Origin of the sequence: Halomonas urumqiensis, assembly GCF_003028575.1 — a bacterium.
GTDB classification, from domain to species: domain Bacteria; phylum Pseudomonadota; class Gammaproteobacteria; order Pseudomonadales; family Halomonadaceae; genus Halomonas; species Halomonas urumqiensis.
Genome location: NZ_PYUD01000001.1, coordinates 867,192 through 881,380 on the forward strand (window position 1 = coordinate 867,192; position 14,189 = coordinate 881,380).

Annotated in this window: 12 protein-coding genes and 1 pseudogene; 5 read left to right on the forward strand and 8 right to left on the reverse strand. The window is 65.1% G+C overall.

The features are described 5' to 3' along the window. Positions 1–8 precede the first annotated feature (8 nt). A pseudogene (locus C6V82_RS18260) lies at positions 9–830 on the forward strand (lysylphosphatidylglycerol synthase transmembrane domain-containing protein); the annotation flags it as partial. Positions 831–911: 81 nt separating this feature from the next. Here the strand turns inward: C6V82_RS18260 and C6V82_RS18075 are convergent. Then, positions 912–1,757 (reverse strand): RibD family protein, encoded by an 846-nt coding sequence (locus tag C6V82_RS18075; protein WP_180978361.1) that lies wholly within the window; start codon positions 1,755–1,757, stop codon positions 912–914. 106 nt (positions 1,758–1,863) lie between these two features. Between C6V82_RS18075 and C6V82_RS03610 the strand changes: the two genes are divergently transcribed. Continuing rightward, complete coding sequence (locus C6V82_RS03610) at positions 1,864–3,036, forward strand: GTP cyclohydrolase II (RefSeq protein WP_102589499.1); 1,173 nt, start codon at positions 1,864–1,866, stop codon at positions 3,034–3,036. A 20-nt stretch (positions 3,037–3,056) separates the two neighbouring features. Here C6V82_RS03610 and C6V82_RS03615 read toward each other — a convergent pair whose 3' ends face one another. Genes C6V82_RS03615 through C6V82_RS03630 form a run of 4 tightly spaced genes read right to left on the reverse strand, consistent with a single transcriptional unit; the run spans position 3,057 to position 8,125 of the window. Then, positions 3,057–3,854 carry a creatininase family protein gene (locus tag C6V82_RS03615; protein WP_102589500.1) on the reverse strand — a complete coding sequence of 266 codons (798 nt, stop codon included), beginning with the start codon at positions 3,852–3,854 and terminating at the stop codon, positions 3,057–3,059. Beyond that, positions 3,851–4,654: an FkbM family methyltransferase gene (locus C6V82_RS03620; RefSeq protein WP_102589501.1), complete on the reverse strand. Its 804-nt coding sequence runs from the start codon at positions 4,652–4,654 to the stop codon at positions 3,851–3,853. Before C6V82_RS03620 ends, C6V82_RS03615 begins: the two co-directional genes overlap by 4 nt. Next, complete coding sequence (mdoH, locus tag C6V82_RS03625; protein WP_180978349.1) at positions 4,651–6,594, reverse strand: glucans biosynthesis glucosyltransferase MdoH; 1,944 nt, start codon at positions 6,592–6,594, stop codon at positions 4,651–4,653. Before mdoH ends, C6V82_RS03620 begins: the two co-directional genes overlap by 4 nt. Continuing rightward, entirely contained in the window at positions 6,569–8,125 is a 1,557-nt protein-coding gene (locus C6V82_RS03630) for an OpgD/OpgG family glucan biosynthesis protein (protein WP_229843052.1), read from the reverse strand. Before C6V82_RS03630 ends, mdoH begins: the two co-directional genes overlap by 26 nt. 240 nt (positions 8,126–8,365) lie before the next feature. Between C6V82_RS03630 and C6V82_RS03635 the strand changes: the two genes are divergently transcribed. Next, a complete protein-coding gene (locus tag C6V82_RS03635; RefSeq protein WP_102589503.1) occupies positions 8,366–9,940 on the forward strand; it encodes an alkaline phosphatase family protein in 1,575 nt (524 codons plus the stop codon). 61 nt (positions 9,941–10,001) lie between these two features. Here C6V82_RS03635 and C6V82_RS03640 read toward each other — a convergent pair whose 3' ends face one another. The 3 genes from C6V82_RS03640 to C6V82_RS03650 form a co-directional block, all read right to left on the reverse strand. Continuing rightward, positions 10,002–10,931, reverse strand: a complete 930-nt coding sequence (locus C6V82_RS03640) for a lysophospholipid acyltransferase family protein (RefSeq protein WP_102589504.1) — start codon at positions 10,929–10,931, stop codon at positions 10,002–10,004. Positions 10,932–10,935: 4 nt separating this feature from the next. Further along, positions 10,936–11,316 carry a DUF4870 family protein gene (locus tag C6V82_RS03645; protein ID WP_180978350.1) on the reverse strand — a complete coding sequence of 127 codons (381 nt, stop codon included), beginning with the start codon at positions 11,314–11,316 and terminating at the stop codon, positions 10,936–10,938. Positions 11,317–11,404: 88 nt separating this feature from the next. Next, complete coding sequence (locus C6V82_RS03650) at positions 11,405–11,815, reverse strand: VOC family protein (RefSeq protein WP_102589505.1); 411 nt, start codon at positions 11,813–11,815, stop codon at positions 11,405–11,407. A 43-nt stretch (positions 11,816–11,858) separates the two neighbouring features. Between C6V82_RS03650 and C6V82_RS03655 the strand changes: the two genes are divergently transcribed. Together C6V82_RS03655 and C6V82_RS03660 are read left to right on the forward strand one after the other, a co-directional pair. Then, a complete protein-coding gene (locus tag C6V82_RS03655; protein ID WP_102589506.1) occupies positions 11,859–12,500 on the forward strand; it encodes a class I SAM-dependent methyltransferase in 642 nt (213 codons plus the stop codon). Positions 12,501–12,771: 271 nt separating this feature from the next. After that, positions 12,772–14,166, forward strand: coding sequence for an MFS transporter (locus tag C6V82_RS03660; protein WP_102589507.1), 1,395 nt, complete (start codon positions 12,772–12,774; stop codon positions 14,164–14,166). Positions 14,167–14,189 lie beyond the last annotated feature (23 nt).

The window sequence follows — 14,189 nt, forward strand, 5'->3', positions numbered from 1 at the left end:
GACCGCTGATGGGCGCGCTGTTGTTGGGTGCGCTGTGGTGGTGGTTCGAGCCGTCGCGGATCCTGGCCGAGGTGCGTCGCCTGTCCTCCGGCTGGGCGGGGCTTGCGCTGTTGCTCACCTTGCCACCCCTGGTGCTCAGTGCCTGGCGCTGGCGGCTCACCGCGCGCTTGCTGGGTCTGGGGCTGGGCTGGCGTGATGCGCTGCGCGAGTACTACCTGGCGCTGTTTCTCAACCAGATGCTGCCGGGTGGGGTGGCCGGGGATGCCGCCCGTGCCTGGCGTCATTCCCGGGCCAGTGGCCAGCGCGGCAGCGCCTGGCGCGCGGTGATCATCGAGCGTGTCTCCGGGCAGTTGGCCATGGCCGTGCTGACTGTTGCGGTGCTCGTTGCCTCGCCACTCTGGCATGGCCTGCTGGGCGATCTCCTCGAGGCCATGACGGCAGGACACATTCTCGTCTCGAGCCTCTGCATGGTGACTGCCGGACTGCTGGTCGGTTGGGTATGGCGCCACCCACCCGCGGCCCTGAGGGGCTTCGGCGCCGACCTCAAGCGCAGCCTGCTGGCTACCTCGGTCTGGCCGAAACAGTTGGGTGGCTCGCTGGTGGTGGTGATCAGTTATGCGCTGGTATTCACCTGCGCGGCGAGATCGATCGGCGTCGAGCTGGGTGTTGGCACGCTGTTGGCACTGACCCCGCCGGTGCTTCTGGCGATGTTGATACCGCTATCGGTGGCGGGCTGGGGCGTGCGAGAAGGTGCCGCCGCGCTAATTTGGGGCCTGGCCGGCTTGCCACCCGCCCAGGGCGTGGCGGTGTCCATGGCCTATGGCGTGCTGGTGCTGCTGGCAAGCCTGCCCGGCGGGTTGCTGTTGCTGAACCGGGCACTGCACCCCGCGCGCCGGGGCTCGGGAAGTGGCTCAGGAGGCGGCGCGCCTGCGGTCCAGGTCGAACAGGTCCAGGTCGAACAGGGTGTCGTCACCGCAGGGGAAGGTGCGCGTCAACGGTCGACGCGCGTCGTCGAGAGTCGCAATGGGCGGCAGGCACAGCCCAGGGCGTCCGGAACCGATCAGCAGCGGCGCCACCAGCAGGTGCAGGCGATCGAGAACGTTGGCGTCCAGAAAGCGCGACACGGTGATGCCGCCGCCTTCGATCAGCACTCGGGGGAGGCCGCGCTCGGCCAGCACCGCGAGTACCGCAGCCGGGTCGAATCCCCGATGGGTAACGGGCAGGGCGATGCGTTGCACATGGGCGGCGGGCTTGCCGATAGGCGTCATGCCTTCCCCGTGCAGGTGCAGTGTAGGGGCCGAGTCGTTCCGCAGCAGGGTGATGTCGGGCGGCACACGGCCACGCGGGTCGAGAATCACCCGCACCGGATTGGGCCCCGTGACATGACGCACGGTCAACTGGGGGTCGTCTTCACTTGCGGTACCGGCACCTACCACCACGGCATCGACCAGTGCGCGCAAGCGGTGCAGGTGGACCCGGCTCTCGAGCCCATTGATGTAGTGGGAGTGACCGCTCTCGGTGGCGATTCGCCCATCCAGGCTCTGCCCGAGCTGGGCCATCGCCAGTGGCCCGCAATGGGCCGCAACGTTCGTCAGGCAATCCAGCAGCATTCGGGCGTCATCACTCACCGCTCGCCGGGTATGCCAGCCGGCGCTGGCAAGCGCAAGACCGTCCACGCCGGGCGAGTCTCCATGGGCGACGGCAACCAGTGCCTGCCAGGCCAGGGTCTGGGTCAACAACGGTTCGGTGGTGGGCATGTTGGCTCCGTTTCAGGCGTCAGGTGTCATCATGCGATGTGAATCAGCGGCAAGCCAGGGGTCGACACGCAGTCAACTCAACGGCCAGGCAATCAAGGAGAGTGCTATGCATCAGGTGGAACGCGCGATTTTCGATTTACGTCGTGGCTTGCCCGTGGTCGTGACATACGGCGGTTCCCTTGTACTGGTCCAGGCCATCGAAGGCGCTGCCGAGTCCACCCTGGCCGCTCTTGCCGAGCTTACCGGCGGCACGCCGGCCCTGGTGCTCAGCCGTCATCGACTGGCTGTTCTGGGTGCTGTAGAGGGTGCGGTAGGGAATGCGGTAGAAAGTGCGGGTGCCGCACGCCTGCCACTCCCGGAGGGGCTTGCCGCCCGGCGCCTCGCCGCATTGGCCTATGGCGCTTCGCCAGCCGTCAGTGTCGGTCAGGCGTCGCTTGCCGAGTGCCGCCTGGCGCTGGAAGCCGCCGACCGGGCCGACCTGGCGGCGCTGGCGCTGATGCGCCGCGCGCTGCTGATCCCCTCGGCCCTGGTGGCACGGGTCGCCGATTCGAGCCGCGCTGATGTCGAAGCCCAGGTGGCCGACGGACGGCTACTGACGGTGCCGGCCGAACAGGCCGAACGCTGTCTCGACGGGGCCACCGGCATGCTCAAGCGTATCAGCGAGGCGCATATCCCGCTGGCCGATGCCTTCGACTGTCGCTTTATTCTGTTCCGTGAACCCGATGGCCTGCGCGAACACTTGGCGGTGGTGATCGGTGAGCCCGCGATGGAGGTGCCGGGTGCGGCGGTACCACTGCGGCTGCACTCCGCCTGCCTGACGGGTGACCTGTTCGGCAGCCTGCGCTGCGATTGCGGCGAGCAGTTGCGCAATGCGGTGGCCGAGATCGAGGCGCTGGGCGGTGGGGTGCTGCTCTATCTTGCCCAGGAGGGGCGCGGCATCGGCCTGGCCAACAAGCTCAGGGCCTACACCCTGCAGGACAGTGGCCTGGATACCATGGATGCCGACCAGATTCTCGGCTTCGGCGAGGATGAACGTCGCTACGGGGTCGCGGTGGACATGCTCTCGGCACTGGGCATCCAGCGTGTGCAATTGCTCACCAACAATCCGTTGAAGATGGCGGCCCTGGCCGACGGGGGGATCGAGGTGGTGGAACGCCAGGGGCTCTACGGGACCGTCAACGATCACAATCACCGCTACTTGAGTGCCAAGGCGGAGCGGGGTGGGCACCTTCTCGATGAGGTGCTTAATGCCGAGGCGGTGGCTTCGCGCCGTTCCTGAGCCGCCTTTCCAGGCTGTGCCTACAGCCGTGTATCGGCGGTCTCCATGAGCAGGTCGGCGATACGTCGGCCGTAGTGCGCCACCAGCCGCTTGCCTATTTCCGCCGTGCCCAGCCGTGCATCGCCGACAACCCCGCCGGGGTGCAGGTCCTCGGCGAGCCAGGCGAAGGCGGCTTCCCCCTCGGGGCCGAGCCGCATGTCCTGGTCCGCCATCGTCTGGCCTCGCGAGACGACATGGCTCAGCTGCTCCAGGCGAACCTTGCGGGGTGCCAGGTGGCGCATCATGGCCGTCTCGATTGCTCCCCCGTGAAGGCCATGGCGCAGCTCGTCCGCTGGCAGGCCATCACCGGGCAGGTTGTCGGGCAGTGGCATGCGCATGTAGTGCACCTTGACCACCAGCAGGTCCAGGCGCCGGCGCAGTTTCAGCGCGGCCAGGTCCATTACCGCCTTGTTGCCGCCATGGCTGTTGAGCAATACCAGCCGCGACAGCCCGGCGCGCGCTACCGCCTCTCCGTAGGCCTCGAGGGTGGCGATGGCGAGTTCGGGTGCCAGGCTCAGGGTGCCGGGAAAGTTAAGATGCTCGTCGCTTGCACCCACCGCCATGGGCGGCAGGATCACCAGCGGGAAGCGTTCGGGCAGCTCCAGCAGGGCGGCATCCAGCAGCCCCTGGCCAATATCGAGGTCGGTGGAAAGTGGTAGATGCGCGCCATGTTGCTCGATGGCACCCAGCACCATCACCGCCACGCTCTCGCGAGGCAACGCGGCGAGCTCGTGGCTGGTCAGTGATTGCCAGTGCGGGAAGGGGGGGGGGGCTGTCATGACTGTCGTCCTTGGTCATTAGGCGGTGAGGTCAGCTCGTCGCTGTGCACCAGACGCGCGTAGAGATCGCCTGAAGGCAGGGCATCGGCGCCTGCCTCGAGCCATTCGTGGGTCTGCCGGGCGGTTTTCCAGGCCGGCCACATGAAACGGCGCTTTTCGCCCTCGATGGCATTGAAGCGGTAGTCGCCGAGTTGTTCCAGTCGGGTCACGCAGCGGGTTGCGATGCCAAGCGCGCCGGCGACGAATTCCACCGACAGGCCTTGGATCGGCTGGCTGAGTCCCGCCAGCACATCGGCCTCGTACCCTTCCACGTCGATCTTGCAGAAGCGTGGTATTCCATGTTCGGCAATCAGCGCATCCAGGGTGGTCACGGGCACGCGCAGCCGCCGTTGCCAGTGGACATCGCGAAACCCGGGGTTGTGCTCGCCGATGGTGGTTCGCCAGTGATCGGCCAGGGTGGAGACCGTGGGGTTGTCGTCGCTGATCGCCAGTTCGGCCTCGCCCTGGGTGGCGCCCGCGGCGCAGGGCAGCAGCGTCACACCGGCCCGCCCACCCACCAGCCGCGTCAGGCAGCGCAACAGCGCCGGCTGGGGTTCGAGTGCCACGACCCTGGCGCCAAGCCCTTGGAAGGCGGCGGTGCGGTCACCGACATGGGCGCCCACATCGAACACCAGGTCGCCGGGCGAGATGAAGGGGGCATAGAGCCCGCGCAACCCACGTTGGCGGCCAGGCCGCCAGTAGATCAGCAGCGAACGGACGATGCCAGCCTGGCGGCGTAGTGTGTCGCGCATGCGAGTCATGGCCGGCGCATCCCCACACGGGTGAGGGATGCGCGTTCCAGGGATTGCGTCGGCATCTCGGTGGGAGCCTCCTGGGGAACGAGTGTGGAAAACGGCGATAGGGTGGTGGTCTCTGCTGCTTCTAGGGCGCCGGAATTTGCATCCACCAGTACATCGGGAGCCAGTCCCGCCTCTGGAGTGGTCAGCAGCAGCGGCTCGCCTCGCGAAGCACCCGGCAGGCGAAGACCGCTCGCGCGAACCAGCAGTGGTGCCAGCGCCAATCCGACCCACACCGGTGACAACCACCAGGTAAGGGTCGGTACCTGCCAGTGAATCAGGCCGATCCACAGCGTTGCCAGCAAGGCGAAGGGGGCGGTATGGCGTAATGCTTCCCACCACGACACCATGCGGCTGTCGCGATCCTGGGCCCCCCAGTCGACATTGGTGCCGGTCAGCACCCCGAGTACGAAGGCACTGTGGAAGGCCATCATGATGGGGGCCATGAGGATGGCAACGGCGGTTTCCAGCACCACGCTTGCCACCAACCTCACGCGGCCGCCATAGCCGCTTGCCCGGCGACCCAGTGCCAGGATGAGACCCAGCAGCTTTGGTCCAAACAGCAGGGTGGCAGTGATGGCGAGCAGGGTGGCGATGAGCTCCGGCTGCGCCTTAGGCCAGTAGGGGAATAGCTGCGCGCCGCTGCCGAAGTAATCCGGCTCGCTTCTGGCAATCAGCAACGCATCGAGGCTGCCGGCCAGCAGTATGCACAGCCACAGCAGCGACGATATGAAGGCCAAGGCTCCCATGAGGAAGTGCAACCGGTTCAATGGGTGCAGCCCGGAGGCTCCAAGCAGCCGCAGGTGCTGCAGGTTGCCCTGGGTCCAGCGGCGATCGCGGCGCGCATAATCGAGCAGGTTGCCCGGCATTTCCTCGAAGCTGCCGGGGATGCGTGTCTCGAGCTGCACTTCCCAGCCGGCGCGTCGCAGCAGCGCCGCCTCGACAAAGTCGTGGCTGAGAATGTCGCCTCCCAGCGGTGGCCGGCCGGGCAGGGTGGGCAAGCCGGCGTGGGCGGTGAAGGCAGCGAGACGCAGGATGGCGTTGTGCCCCCAGTAATTGGCCGCATCGCCCTGCCAGCCACTCTGGCCGGCGGCCAGCATGGGCGAGTAGAGGCTTGAGGCGAACTGTGCCAGCCGGCCGAACAGGGTGACCTGGCGGACAGGCAGAGGTACCGTCTGGATCAGCCCTACTGCAGGGCGTGCCTGCATGGCGCGCACCAGGGTCAGCAGCGCCTCGCCGGTCATGCGGCTGTCGGCATCGAGCACCACCATATAGTCGTAACGATTCCCCCAGCGGCGACAGAACTCAGCGAGATTACCCGCCTTGCGGCCCTGGTTGCCGTGACGCCGACGATAGTGAACGGTGAGTTGATCCTTGAATTGTTCACGTAAGGCGGTCATCTCCCGAACCTCGCGCCTTGCCACGTCATCGTCGGTGCTGTCGCTGAGCACGAAGAGTTCGAAGTGATGCGCCTCGCCGGTCGCGATCAATGAGCGCGCGGTGGCCGAAAGCGCCGCGATCACGTGTCGGGGGGATTCATTGTGGATCGGCATGGCCAGCACGGTACGCCGGGTGATCGACAGGTCCTGCTCTTCCTCGACCCTGGGGCGCCGGGCCAGCGTCAGTGGGTCACGGTCGAAGAGCATCAACAGGAATCCCGCCACCGCTGACCAGAATCCGATGGCGATCCAGGTGAAGGTCAGCGTGAAGAGTGCAAGAATCAGCCCTTGCAGGACGGTGATGCCGCCTGGCAGCAGGATGCGCCACATCAAGGTTGCGCCAAGCATTACGGTAATCGCCACCAGCAGGGCCATCAAGCCCCGGCGTGCCGCAAGCCACGGCAGGTGGGGGGTTGCCTTCGACACAAGCCGTTGTTCGCTACTGCTCGTTGGGGTACCAGACATGATTCCAGGTCTCGCTGATGGGCTCACCATGCAGCCTCAAGTGCAGGCGCATGTCACTGGGTCGCTGGCCGTCCGGGTCGAGACGGAACGATGCTCGCCAGCCCTTGCCATCGGGTAGCGCTCGGACACTGAGGTGATGAGTGTCTCCCTGGCTTGCCTCGAGACTGGCCTCGACTGGTTGGTCGGGTGCCAGTCCCTCCAGGGCGCCGCCCTCGAAGTCGACCATGAAGTGTCGACGACTGCGTGGGGCTGGATCGACCTCACCTGGCACGCCACCCCAGCCCTGACGCGTCCTGCTGACCTGGCCAAGCGTCTGTTGCGGAAGCGTGGCGCCGAAGGTGTGGGTGCGGTACCGCAGATAGAGCGAATCGCCTGCGGCAAGCGGTGTATCACTGACCCAGTAGGCCACGATGTTGTCGTGTGTCTCATCGGGTGCGGGAATTTCCACCAGCTCGATGCCGCCGGCGCTCCATGGTTCCAGTGGTTGGACCCACATGCTGGGACGCCGTTCATAACGGGCTTCGAGATCCAGGTAGCGGTCGAAATCGCGTTCTCGTTGTACCAGTCCGAAGCCTTCGGGATTGTCATCGCGAAGTGAGGAAACGCGCAGACTGCGAGGGTTGGTCAGTGGCCGCCATATCCACTCGCTTTGGCCTGTGTGCACCAGCAGGCCGTCGGAGTCATGTACCGAGGGGCGATGGTCATCCACCGCGCGGATGGTGGTATCTCCATGGGCGAACATGCTGGTCAGCGGGGCGATGCCGAGTGTCTCGACCTTACGGCGAGCGAAAAGCGTTGCTTCCACGTCGACCACGATGTTTCGCCCCGGCGCGATGTGGAAGCGGTAGGCGCCGGTGATCGAAGGGCTGTCGAGCAGTGCCAGCACCGTCATCTGCGTGGCGCTTGCGGCTGGACGTACCAGCCAGAACTCGCGAAAGGCCGGAAACTCCTCGCCCTTGGGCCGTGCCGTATCGATGGCAAGTCCCCTGGCCGATAGGCCATAGCCCTGGTCTCGCCCTACCAGGCGAAAATAACTGGCACCGAGGAAAACCGCGAATTCATCGTGGTAGGAAGCGTTGTTGAGCGGGAAGTGAAGCCGAAAGCCGGCGTGGCCGGCGCCGGAGAGGTCCTGTTCGAGTAGCGCCGCGGCGTCGTCGTCGTAGCGGAAACGGTCGGGGTCGAAATCGAGTGGCGTGGACTCGCCATTCTCGACCACATTCAACTGTACGGGCGACTCGAACAGAAAGCCCGTGTGAAAGAGTTGCACGCTGAACAGGCCATCATCCTTCCAGAGTGCGGCGTCGGGTCTGAAGCGAATCTGTCGGTAGGTATCGTAATCGACCTGCTTCAGTGCCTCCGGCAACGCGTCGCTACCGCTGTCGTAGGGTGCATTGGCAAGTGCCTCTGCCTCGGCTGCGACGCGTTCGAAAAGCGTGGCAATGGATGCTTCGCCGGTGTCTCCCACGGCGACTGCGGGCAGGAGGAGGACGAACAGCGCCAGCCGTCCGTGACGTCGCATCAATGTGATCATCGTCTTCTCCCGGTCTTCCCTGAGGTAACAGCGTGACTGTCGCGCCGAATGCTTCCTTCTGCACAGACAGAGAATAGTCCAGTGGTGAGTGGTGCGTAGCGGTCTTGTGTGTGACAATAATTGTACATATTGAACTTATTGTACATATATTTCCATGCGCTACGCTTCAAGCATCGCCTGACGGTGACAGTGGCGATGACCGACAGCGCATTACGTGGTGTGTCCAGGAGCCTCGATACCATGCCCCGACTGTTGGGCACCTTCTTGCTGATCAATCTGGTGCTGTTGATACCGAGCTGGCTTCGGTTTGCCGAAATTTCACCGCGCTGGCTGGCGCTCGAGGCCATCTTCATTTGCGCCGTGCTGGCACTCCTGCCCAAGGGAAGGGTGGTGTGGCTGCGCTGGCTCGTGGTGTTGACCATCGCACTGGCGGTGGCCCTGGGACTTGGCGATGCGGCCACCCACCAGGCATTCGGCCGCTCGCTCAACCTCTATCTCGATCTGCCGCTGGCACGCTCGGTGCTGCACCTGCTCGAGGGCAACCTGGGTGATTGGGTGGGGCGGGCTGTGCTGCTTGCCGGCCTGCTGGTGCTGGTTTTGGCCGCATGGTGGCTGGCGCGGGGGCTTGCCAGGCTCCAGGGCATTGCCCGGCACGGGCGAATGGTCATGCTGGCCAGCGCCCTGGCGCTGGTGGCCGGTGGATTGGTCAGCGCTGAGCTCGCCGGTATGCGACTGCTGCCGGTAGCACGCACGCCTGTGATCGACACTCTGCATCACCAGGCCGAACAGGTCGTCGAGACCCGTCGGGCGCACCATGAGTTTGCCGTACGCGTGGCGGACAGCCCGTCCCGGGCCACGGCCATGCCGGGGCTCGCCGGGCACGACGTGTTGCTGATATTCATCGAATCCTATGGCGTGTCGGCGCTCTTCGATGAGCGCTATTCCGGTGTTCTGAGGCCGCGTCTCGATGACATGGCGACCCGGTTCGAGGCCGCCGGGCTCTCGGTGGTCTCCGGGGTGCTGGAGTCGCCCATTCGGGGCGGGCAATCGTGGCTTGCCCACGCCTCCGTGCTGAGCGGTCTTACGATCGACAACGCGCTATGGTATCGCCTGATGCTGGCCAGCGACCGCGCCACGCTGGTCGACGATTTTCGCGCCACCGGGCACCGCACCGTCAGCCTGATGCCCGCCATCACCACGTCCTGGCCGGAAGGACAGGCCTACGGCTTCGACGAGATTCATGCCGCCGCCGATATCGACTACGCCGGTCCGCCACTTAACTGGGTGACCATGCCGGACCAGTTTACCCTGCACTACCTGCAGAACACCTTGCTGGACCGTGAGCCTGGTGACACACCGACCTTCGCCCAGGTAGCGCTGATCAGCAGCCATGCGCCCTGGACCCCGATCCTGCCGGTGCTGGACGATTGGGACGAGGTCGGCGATGGCCGCGTGTTCGAGCGCTGGACCGAGGCTGGGGACCCGCCAGACGAACTCTGGCAGGACATCGAGCGTATTCGTGATCACTACGCGATGTCGGTGGACTACGCCCTTCACGCCAGCATTCGCTGGGCCGAAGACTTCGTCGACGACGGCACCCTGGTAATCCTGCTTGGTGATCACCAGTCGGCACCGTTGATCACCGGTGACGAGGCAAGTGGCGGCGTGCCGGTGCATGTCATCACCGGTGATCCCGAGCTGCTTGAACCCTTCCTGGCACGCGGTTTCGTTGCCGGCAGCGTGCCCCGTAACCTCGACAAGGCGCCGGGCATGGACAAGCTACGTGGCTGGTTGCATGAGGACTTTGCCCGGTAATGACCTTGGTGAGCGAGAAGCTATCGACCTTCAGCCCCATCGGGCGGGGGGGGGGGAGGGGTTAATACAGCCTGAATGCAGGGTGATCTGGGTGCCCCTGCTGCTCCTCGATGACCTTGCGATAGCGCTTGTATTCCCATTGGTACTGGGCCGGGTCGAGGGCGATGGCGGCTTCCACGCAGGTATTCACGCCTGTGGCGGAGGTGGCTTCGTCGGCCGAATAGACATGCTCGTCGGCGGCCAGGAAGTGGAGGGCGAAACCTCGCCCGGGCAGGCGTCTGGCGACCCCGGTCACCACACGGGCTTCGGTACGGGCAACCAGCTTGGGTAGCAGTGTGGCGGTATAGGCAAGCCGGCCATGGAAGGGCGCGAACACGCCGCTGCCCCAGTCGGGTTCCTGGTCGGGCAGAATGCCGATCGCCTCGCCGCGCTTGAGCGCCTTGAGCAGCGCGGCGACCCCGCGCGGGTTGGTGGGCACCAGGCTCGCCCCCATGCGCTCCCGGCCCTGGCGAGTCACACTGTCGAGTTCAGCGATCTTCGGCGGCTCGTACATGGCGGTGAACGGGAAGTGACCCGACAACCAGAAATTGAGCACTTCCCAATTGCCGAAATGCGGTGCCAGCACGATCACCCCGCGTCCGTCGGCACGCGCCTCGTCAAGCAGCTCTCGGCCATGCACCTCGACAATCGACGCCTCGACCCGCTCGGCATCTCCGCGCCAGGCGAAGCCTAGCTCGAGCATGGTGGCGGCGGAGTGGGTGAGACTCCGGCGCGCCAACCGTCGACGCTCGGCGGCTGGCAGATCGGGCTTGAACTGGGCCAGGTTGATCTCGGTGACGAGACGCTCGCGACGGCTCAGGCCGTGCACCAGGGGCCCTGCCACCCGTGCAATGCGCCAAAGCGTGGAAAGCCGACGTCCGGCCAGCAGGTGCCAGAGCGTTGCAATGGCACGCGCCTGGAGCGGATTCGAACGGGAGCGCGTCTCGGCCATACCCTCAGACCAGCCAGGTATTCACGTTATCCGGGGCGCGTTTTTCGTTGAGCGACTTGAGCCCCTTCACGCAGCGAACTACCAGCCACACCACGCTGACCAGCCAAGTGACGAAGCCGATCAATACCAGGGTCAGGATTCCCGAGATCGCGAAGTAGAGCACGGCGATCCAGAAGGTGCGGATCTGATAGCGATAGTGCTCGTCGAACCACTGGGGGCCCTTGCCGCGGTAGACATAGGCGATGACCACGCCGACCAGCGACGTGACGCCACCGGTCACGATGCCGGCCAGCAGCAGGGCGTAGACCACGATGGGCATGGTGTTGTCCGGGGCAGGGTCGTGTTCGATGATCACGTTGTCGTCGGACATGTTGTGCTGGGTCATGGGTCATCCTTGAGCAGTGCGATAAAGCCCATATGATACCGGCCACCGGCAACATTGCCACCGCCGGGCTCGGTGTCGTGTCGTGACATCATGCCGTGGGGGCGTGTTCGGCGGGCTCCGGGCGCTGCGGACGGCTGATCTCGATCAGGTTGCCATCCGGGTCGCGCAGGTAGAGCGAGTCGAGCATGCCGTTGGCCCCCTGGCGCGCTACCGGGCCGAGTTCCACTTCGATGTCCAGTGCCTCGAGGTGGCGCTGTACCTCATCGAGCGGCAACAGGCTGCGCAGGCACAGATCCAGGCTGCCCGGGGTCGGGGTGGCCGCCTTGGGGCTGACATCGGTGGCGGTCCAGTGCAGTCGCAGGGCGACGTCACCGAGCATCAGGTCGACGCGTTCGCGGTCACGATAGCGGACCTCCAGGCCCAGCACCCGGGAATAGAAGTCCACAGCGCGGGAAATGTCGGTCACGGTGATGACCAGATGATCCAGACCTGACAGCATTCAACACTCCTTTTTAATATCATCTGGCACAGAGGATACGACGATGCTGACCTGCCCGCTATGTGCATCTGGCCAGACGGTTATCTACCACCGCGATGCTCGGCGTGAGTATCACCAGTGCCGGTGTTGTGAACTCGTCTTCGTGCCCCCTGGCCAGCGGTTGTCGCCCGAGGAGGAGCGCGCCGTCTACGACCAGCACGAGAATTCTCCGGATGACCCCGGTTATCGTCGCTTTCTCGGGCGGCTCTTCGAACCGCTGCGCGAGCGGCTCGCACCCGGCTCACGGGGGCTCGATTTCGGCGCTGGCCCAGGGCCGACGATGTCGGTGATGTTCGAGGAGGCGGGGCACCCGATGGCAATCTATGATCCGTTCTATGCCCCCCACCCGGAAGTGCTTAGCTGTCGCTACGACTTCATCACCGCCACCGAAGTGGTCGAGCACCTGTTCGAACCGGGCCAGGAGCTGCGGCGGCTTGCGTCGATGCTGCATCCCGGTGGCTGGTTGGGCCTGATGACAAAGCGCGTCCAGGGCCGCGAGGCATTCGCGCACTGGCACTATATTCTCGACCCCACCCATGTGGCGTTCTTCAGCGAGACCACCTTTCACCAAGTGGCGAGGGAACTTGGCATGCTGGTGGAGTTTCCGGCTGCCGATGTGGTGCTGATGCAGCGGCGCGGGCGCTAGCCGGAACTGCCAGGCCGCGCGGTGTGGAGGGCGAGATCACTGAACAGTCTGAATTTCCTTGAATGTCATCGTTGCTGGTGATTCGTTCTGTGTTAGGCAGGGTGTACATCGAAAGCAATTGACTGCCTGTTTGCCAAGAGTATGATTCCCGCGCCTGTTATCCGCTTGTGCTCCCGGTATACGTTTCAGGCCTCGTCTGGCAACGCTATCCTTCACAGCCGTAGCCATTCTCTACGCTCATCCCGTCGACCCTTGATTCGTGAGGCTCTGCATGTCGCGTCAACTGCTGGCCATGGCGCTGGCGCCCCTGCTGGGGCTGTTCATTCTGGGTATCGGTAACGGGTTCCTGGCGACCCTGATCACCCTGCGCCTGGATGCGGCGGGGGAGTCGGCGGTGGTCATCGGCTGGGTGTCCTCGGCCTACTTCATTGGCCTGGCGCTGGGCGCCATGCTCAACGATCGGCTGCTGCTGCGTATCGGCCATATCCGTGCCTATGGCAGCTTCGCATCGCTGGTGGCGGTCACCGTGCTGTTGCAGGGCCTGGTCGATCACCCCTGGGCCTGGTTTGCGCTGCGCCTGATCGGTGGCTGGGCGACGGTGGGGGTCTATTTGGTCATCGAAAGCTGGCTACTCACCGCCGGCGACCAGAAAGTGCGTGGGCGGTTGCTTGCGATGTACATGATTTCCTTGTACGCCGCCGGGGTGCTCGGTCAATTGCTGCTGGGCGTGACCGAGGCCATGGGCGGGGCCGCCTCGTTCATGGTGATCGGCATGCTGGCGTCACTGTCGGTGTTGCCGATGGCGATGATTCCCCGGGTTTCGCCGCTGATCGAGAAAGCCGAACCCCTCAATCCTCTCCGCCTGATCACCCTGACCCCCACCGGGGTCATGGGTAGTTTCGGTTCGGGATTGCTGGTCGCGGCGATCTACACCTTGTTGCCCCTCTATCTTCAGCGTATCGGCCTGCCGGTGGATCGCATCGGCCAGATGATGGCGGTGGTGGTGCTTGGCGCCATGCTGCTGCAGTACCCGGTGGGAAGGTGGTCCGATCGCCATGACCGCCAGATCGTGCTGATCGGCATCGGGGCGTTCTGTGTGCTGGTTTCGGCGGCGATCCTGTGGTTGCCGCTCAATCTCTGGCTGCTGGCGGCGCTGCTGTTCCTGCTGGGGGGCGGGGTGTTCTCGCTTTACCCGGTGGCGGTTGGCCACGCCGCCGATCGTGCGCCAGCCGGCGCCCTGGTGCGCATGAGCCAGGGCCTGCTGTTGATCAATGCCATTGGTTCGACCGTGAGTCCGCCATTGATCTCGCCGATGATGACGGTGTTGGGCGATGCCGGGTTGTTCTGGGCACTCGGTGCACTCGGCGGCATTCTGGTAGCCTTCTTCGTCTGGCGGCGAAGTGTACGCCCGGCGCCGGTGCCGGTGGCGCCGTTCTCGCCCTCCACGCCGATGTCGTCGGCGGGTGCCGAGCTCGCCGTCACCGACGAGTTGATGCAGGGGGCCGCCGAGCATGAACACATCGAAGATCTTTCCTCGGCGGTGCCGGAGATCGATGTGGCCGAGCCGCTGGTCGGGCCGCCGCCCCCGGATGAAGCACATATCGCTTACTACGCTGATGAGGAAGCTGGCCAGGTCGCAAGCGATCCGCTCCCGTCACGTTCCTGAGCGATAGTCACCACGCGCATTTT

Excerpts from the sequence above, each read along its gene's own strand:
- C6V82_RS18075 (WP_180978361.1), bottom strand. The coding sequence starts at position 1,757 with ATGCCCACCACCGAACCGTTGTTGACCCAGACCCTGGCCTGGCAGGCA.
- C6V82_RS03610 (WP_102589499.1), top strand. The coding sequence starts at position 1,864 with ATGCATCAGGTGGAACGCGCGATTTTCGATTTACGTCGTGGCTTGCCC.
- C6V82_RS03615 (WP_102589500.1), bottom strand. The coding sequence starts at position 3,854 with ATGACAGCCCCCCCCCCCTTCCCGCACTGGCAATCACTGACCAGCCAC.
- C6V82_RS03620 (WP_102589501.1), bottom strand. The coding sequence starts at position 4,654 with ATGACTCGCATGCGCGACACACTACGCCGCCAGGCTGGCATCGTCCGT.
- mdoH (WP_180978349.1), bottom strand. The coding sequence starts at position 6,594 with ATGTCTGGTACCCCAACGAGCAGTAGCGAACAACGGCTTGTGTCGAAG.
- C6V82_RS03630 (WP_229843052.1), bottom strand. The coding sequence starts at position 8,125 with ATGATCACATTGATGCGACGTCACGGACGGCTGGCGCTGTTCGTCCTC.
- C6V82_RS03635 (WP_102589503.1), top strand. The coding sequence starts at position 8,366 with ATGCCCCGACTGTTGGGCACCTTCTTGCTGATCAATCTGGTGCTGTTG.
- C6V82_RS03640 (WP_102589504.1), bottom strand. The coding sequence starts at position 10,931 with ATGGCCGAGACGCGCTCCCGTTCGAATCCGCTCCAGGCGCGTGCCATT.
- C6V82_RS03645 (WP_180978350.1), bottom strand. The coding sequence starts at position 11,316 with ATGACCCAGCACAACATGTCCGACGACAACGTGATCATCGAACACGAC.
- C6V82_RS03650 (WP_102589505.1), bottom strand. The coding sequence starts at position 11,815 with ATGCTGTCAGGTCTGGATCATCTGGTCATCACCGTGACCGACATTTCC.
- C6V82_RS03655 (WP_102589506.1), top strand. The coding sequence starts at position 11,859 with ATGCTGACCTGCCCGCTATGTGCATCTGGCCAGACGGTTATCTACCAC.
- C6V82_RS03660 (WP_102589507.1), top strand. The coding sequence starts at position 12,772 with ATGTCGCGTCAACTGCTGGCCATGGCGCTGGCGCCCCTGCTGGGGCTG.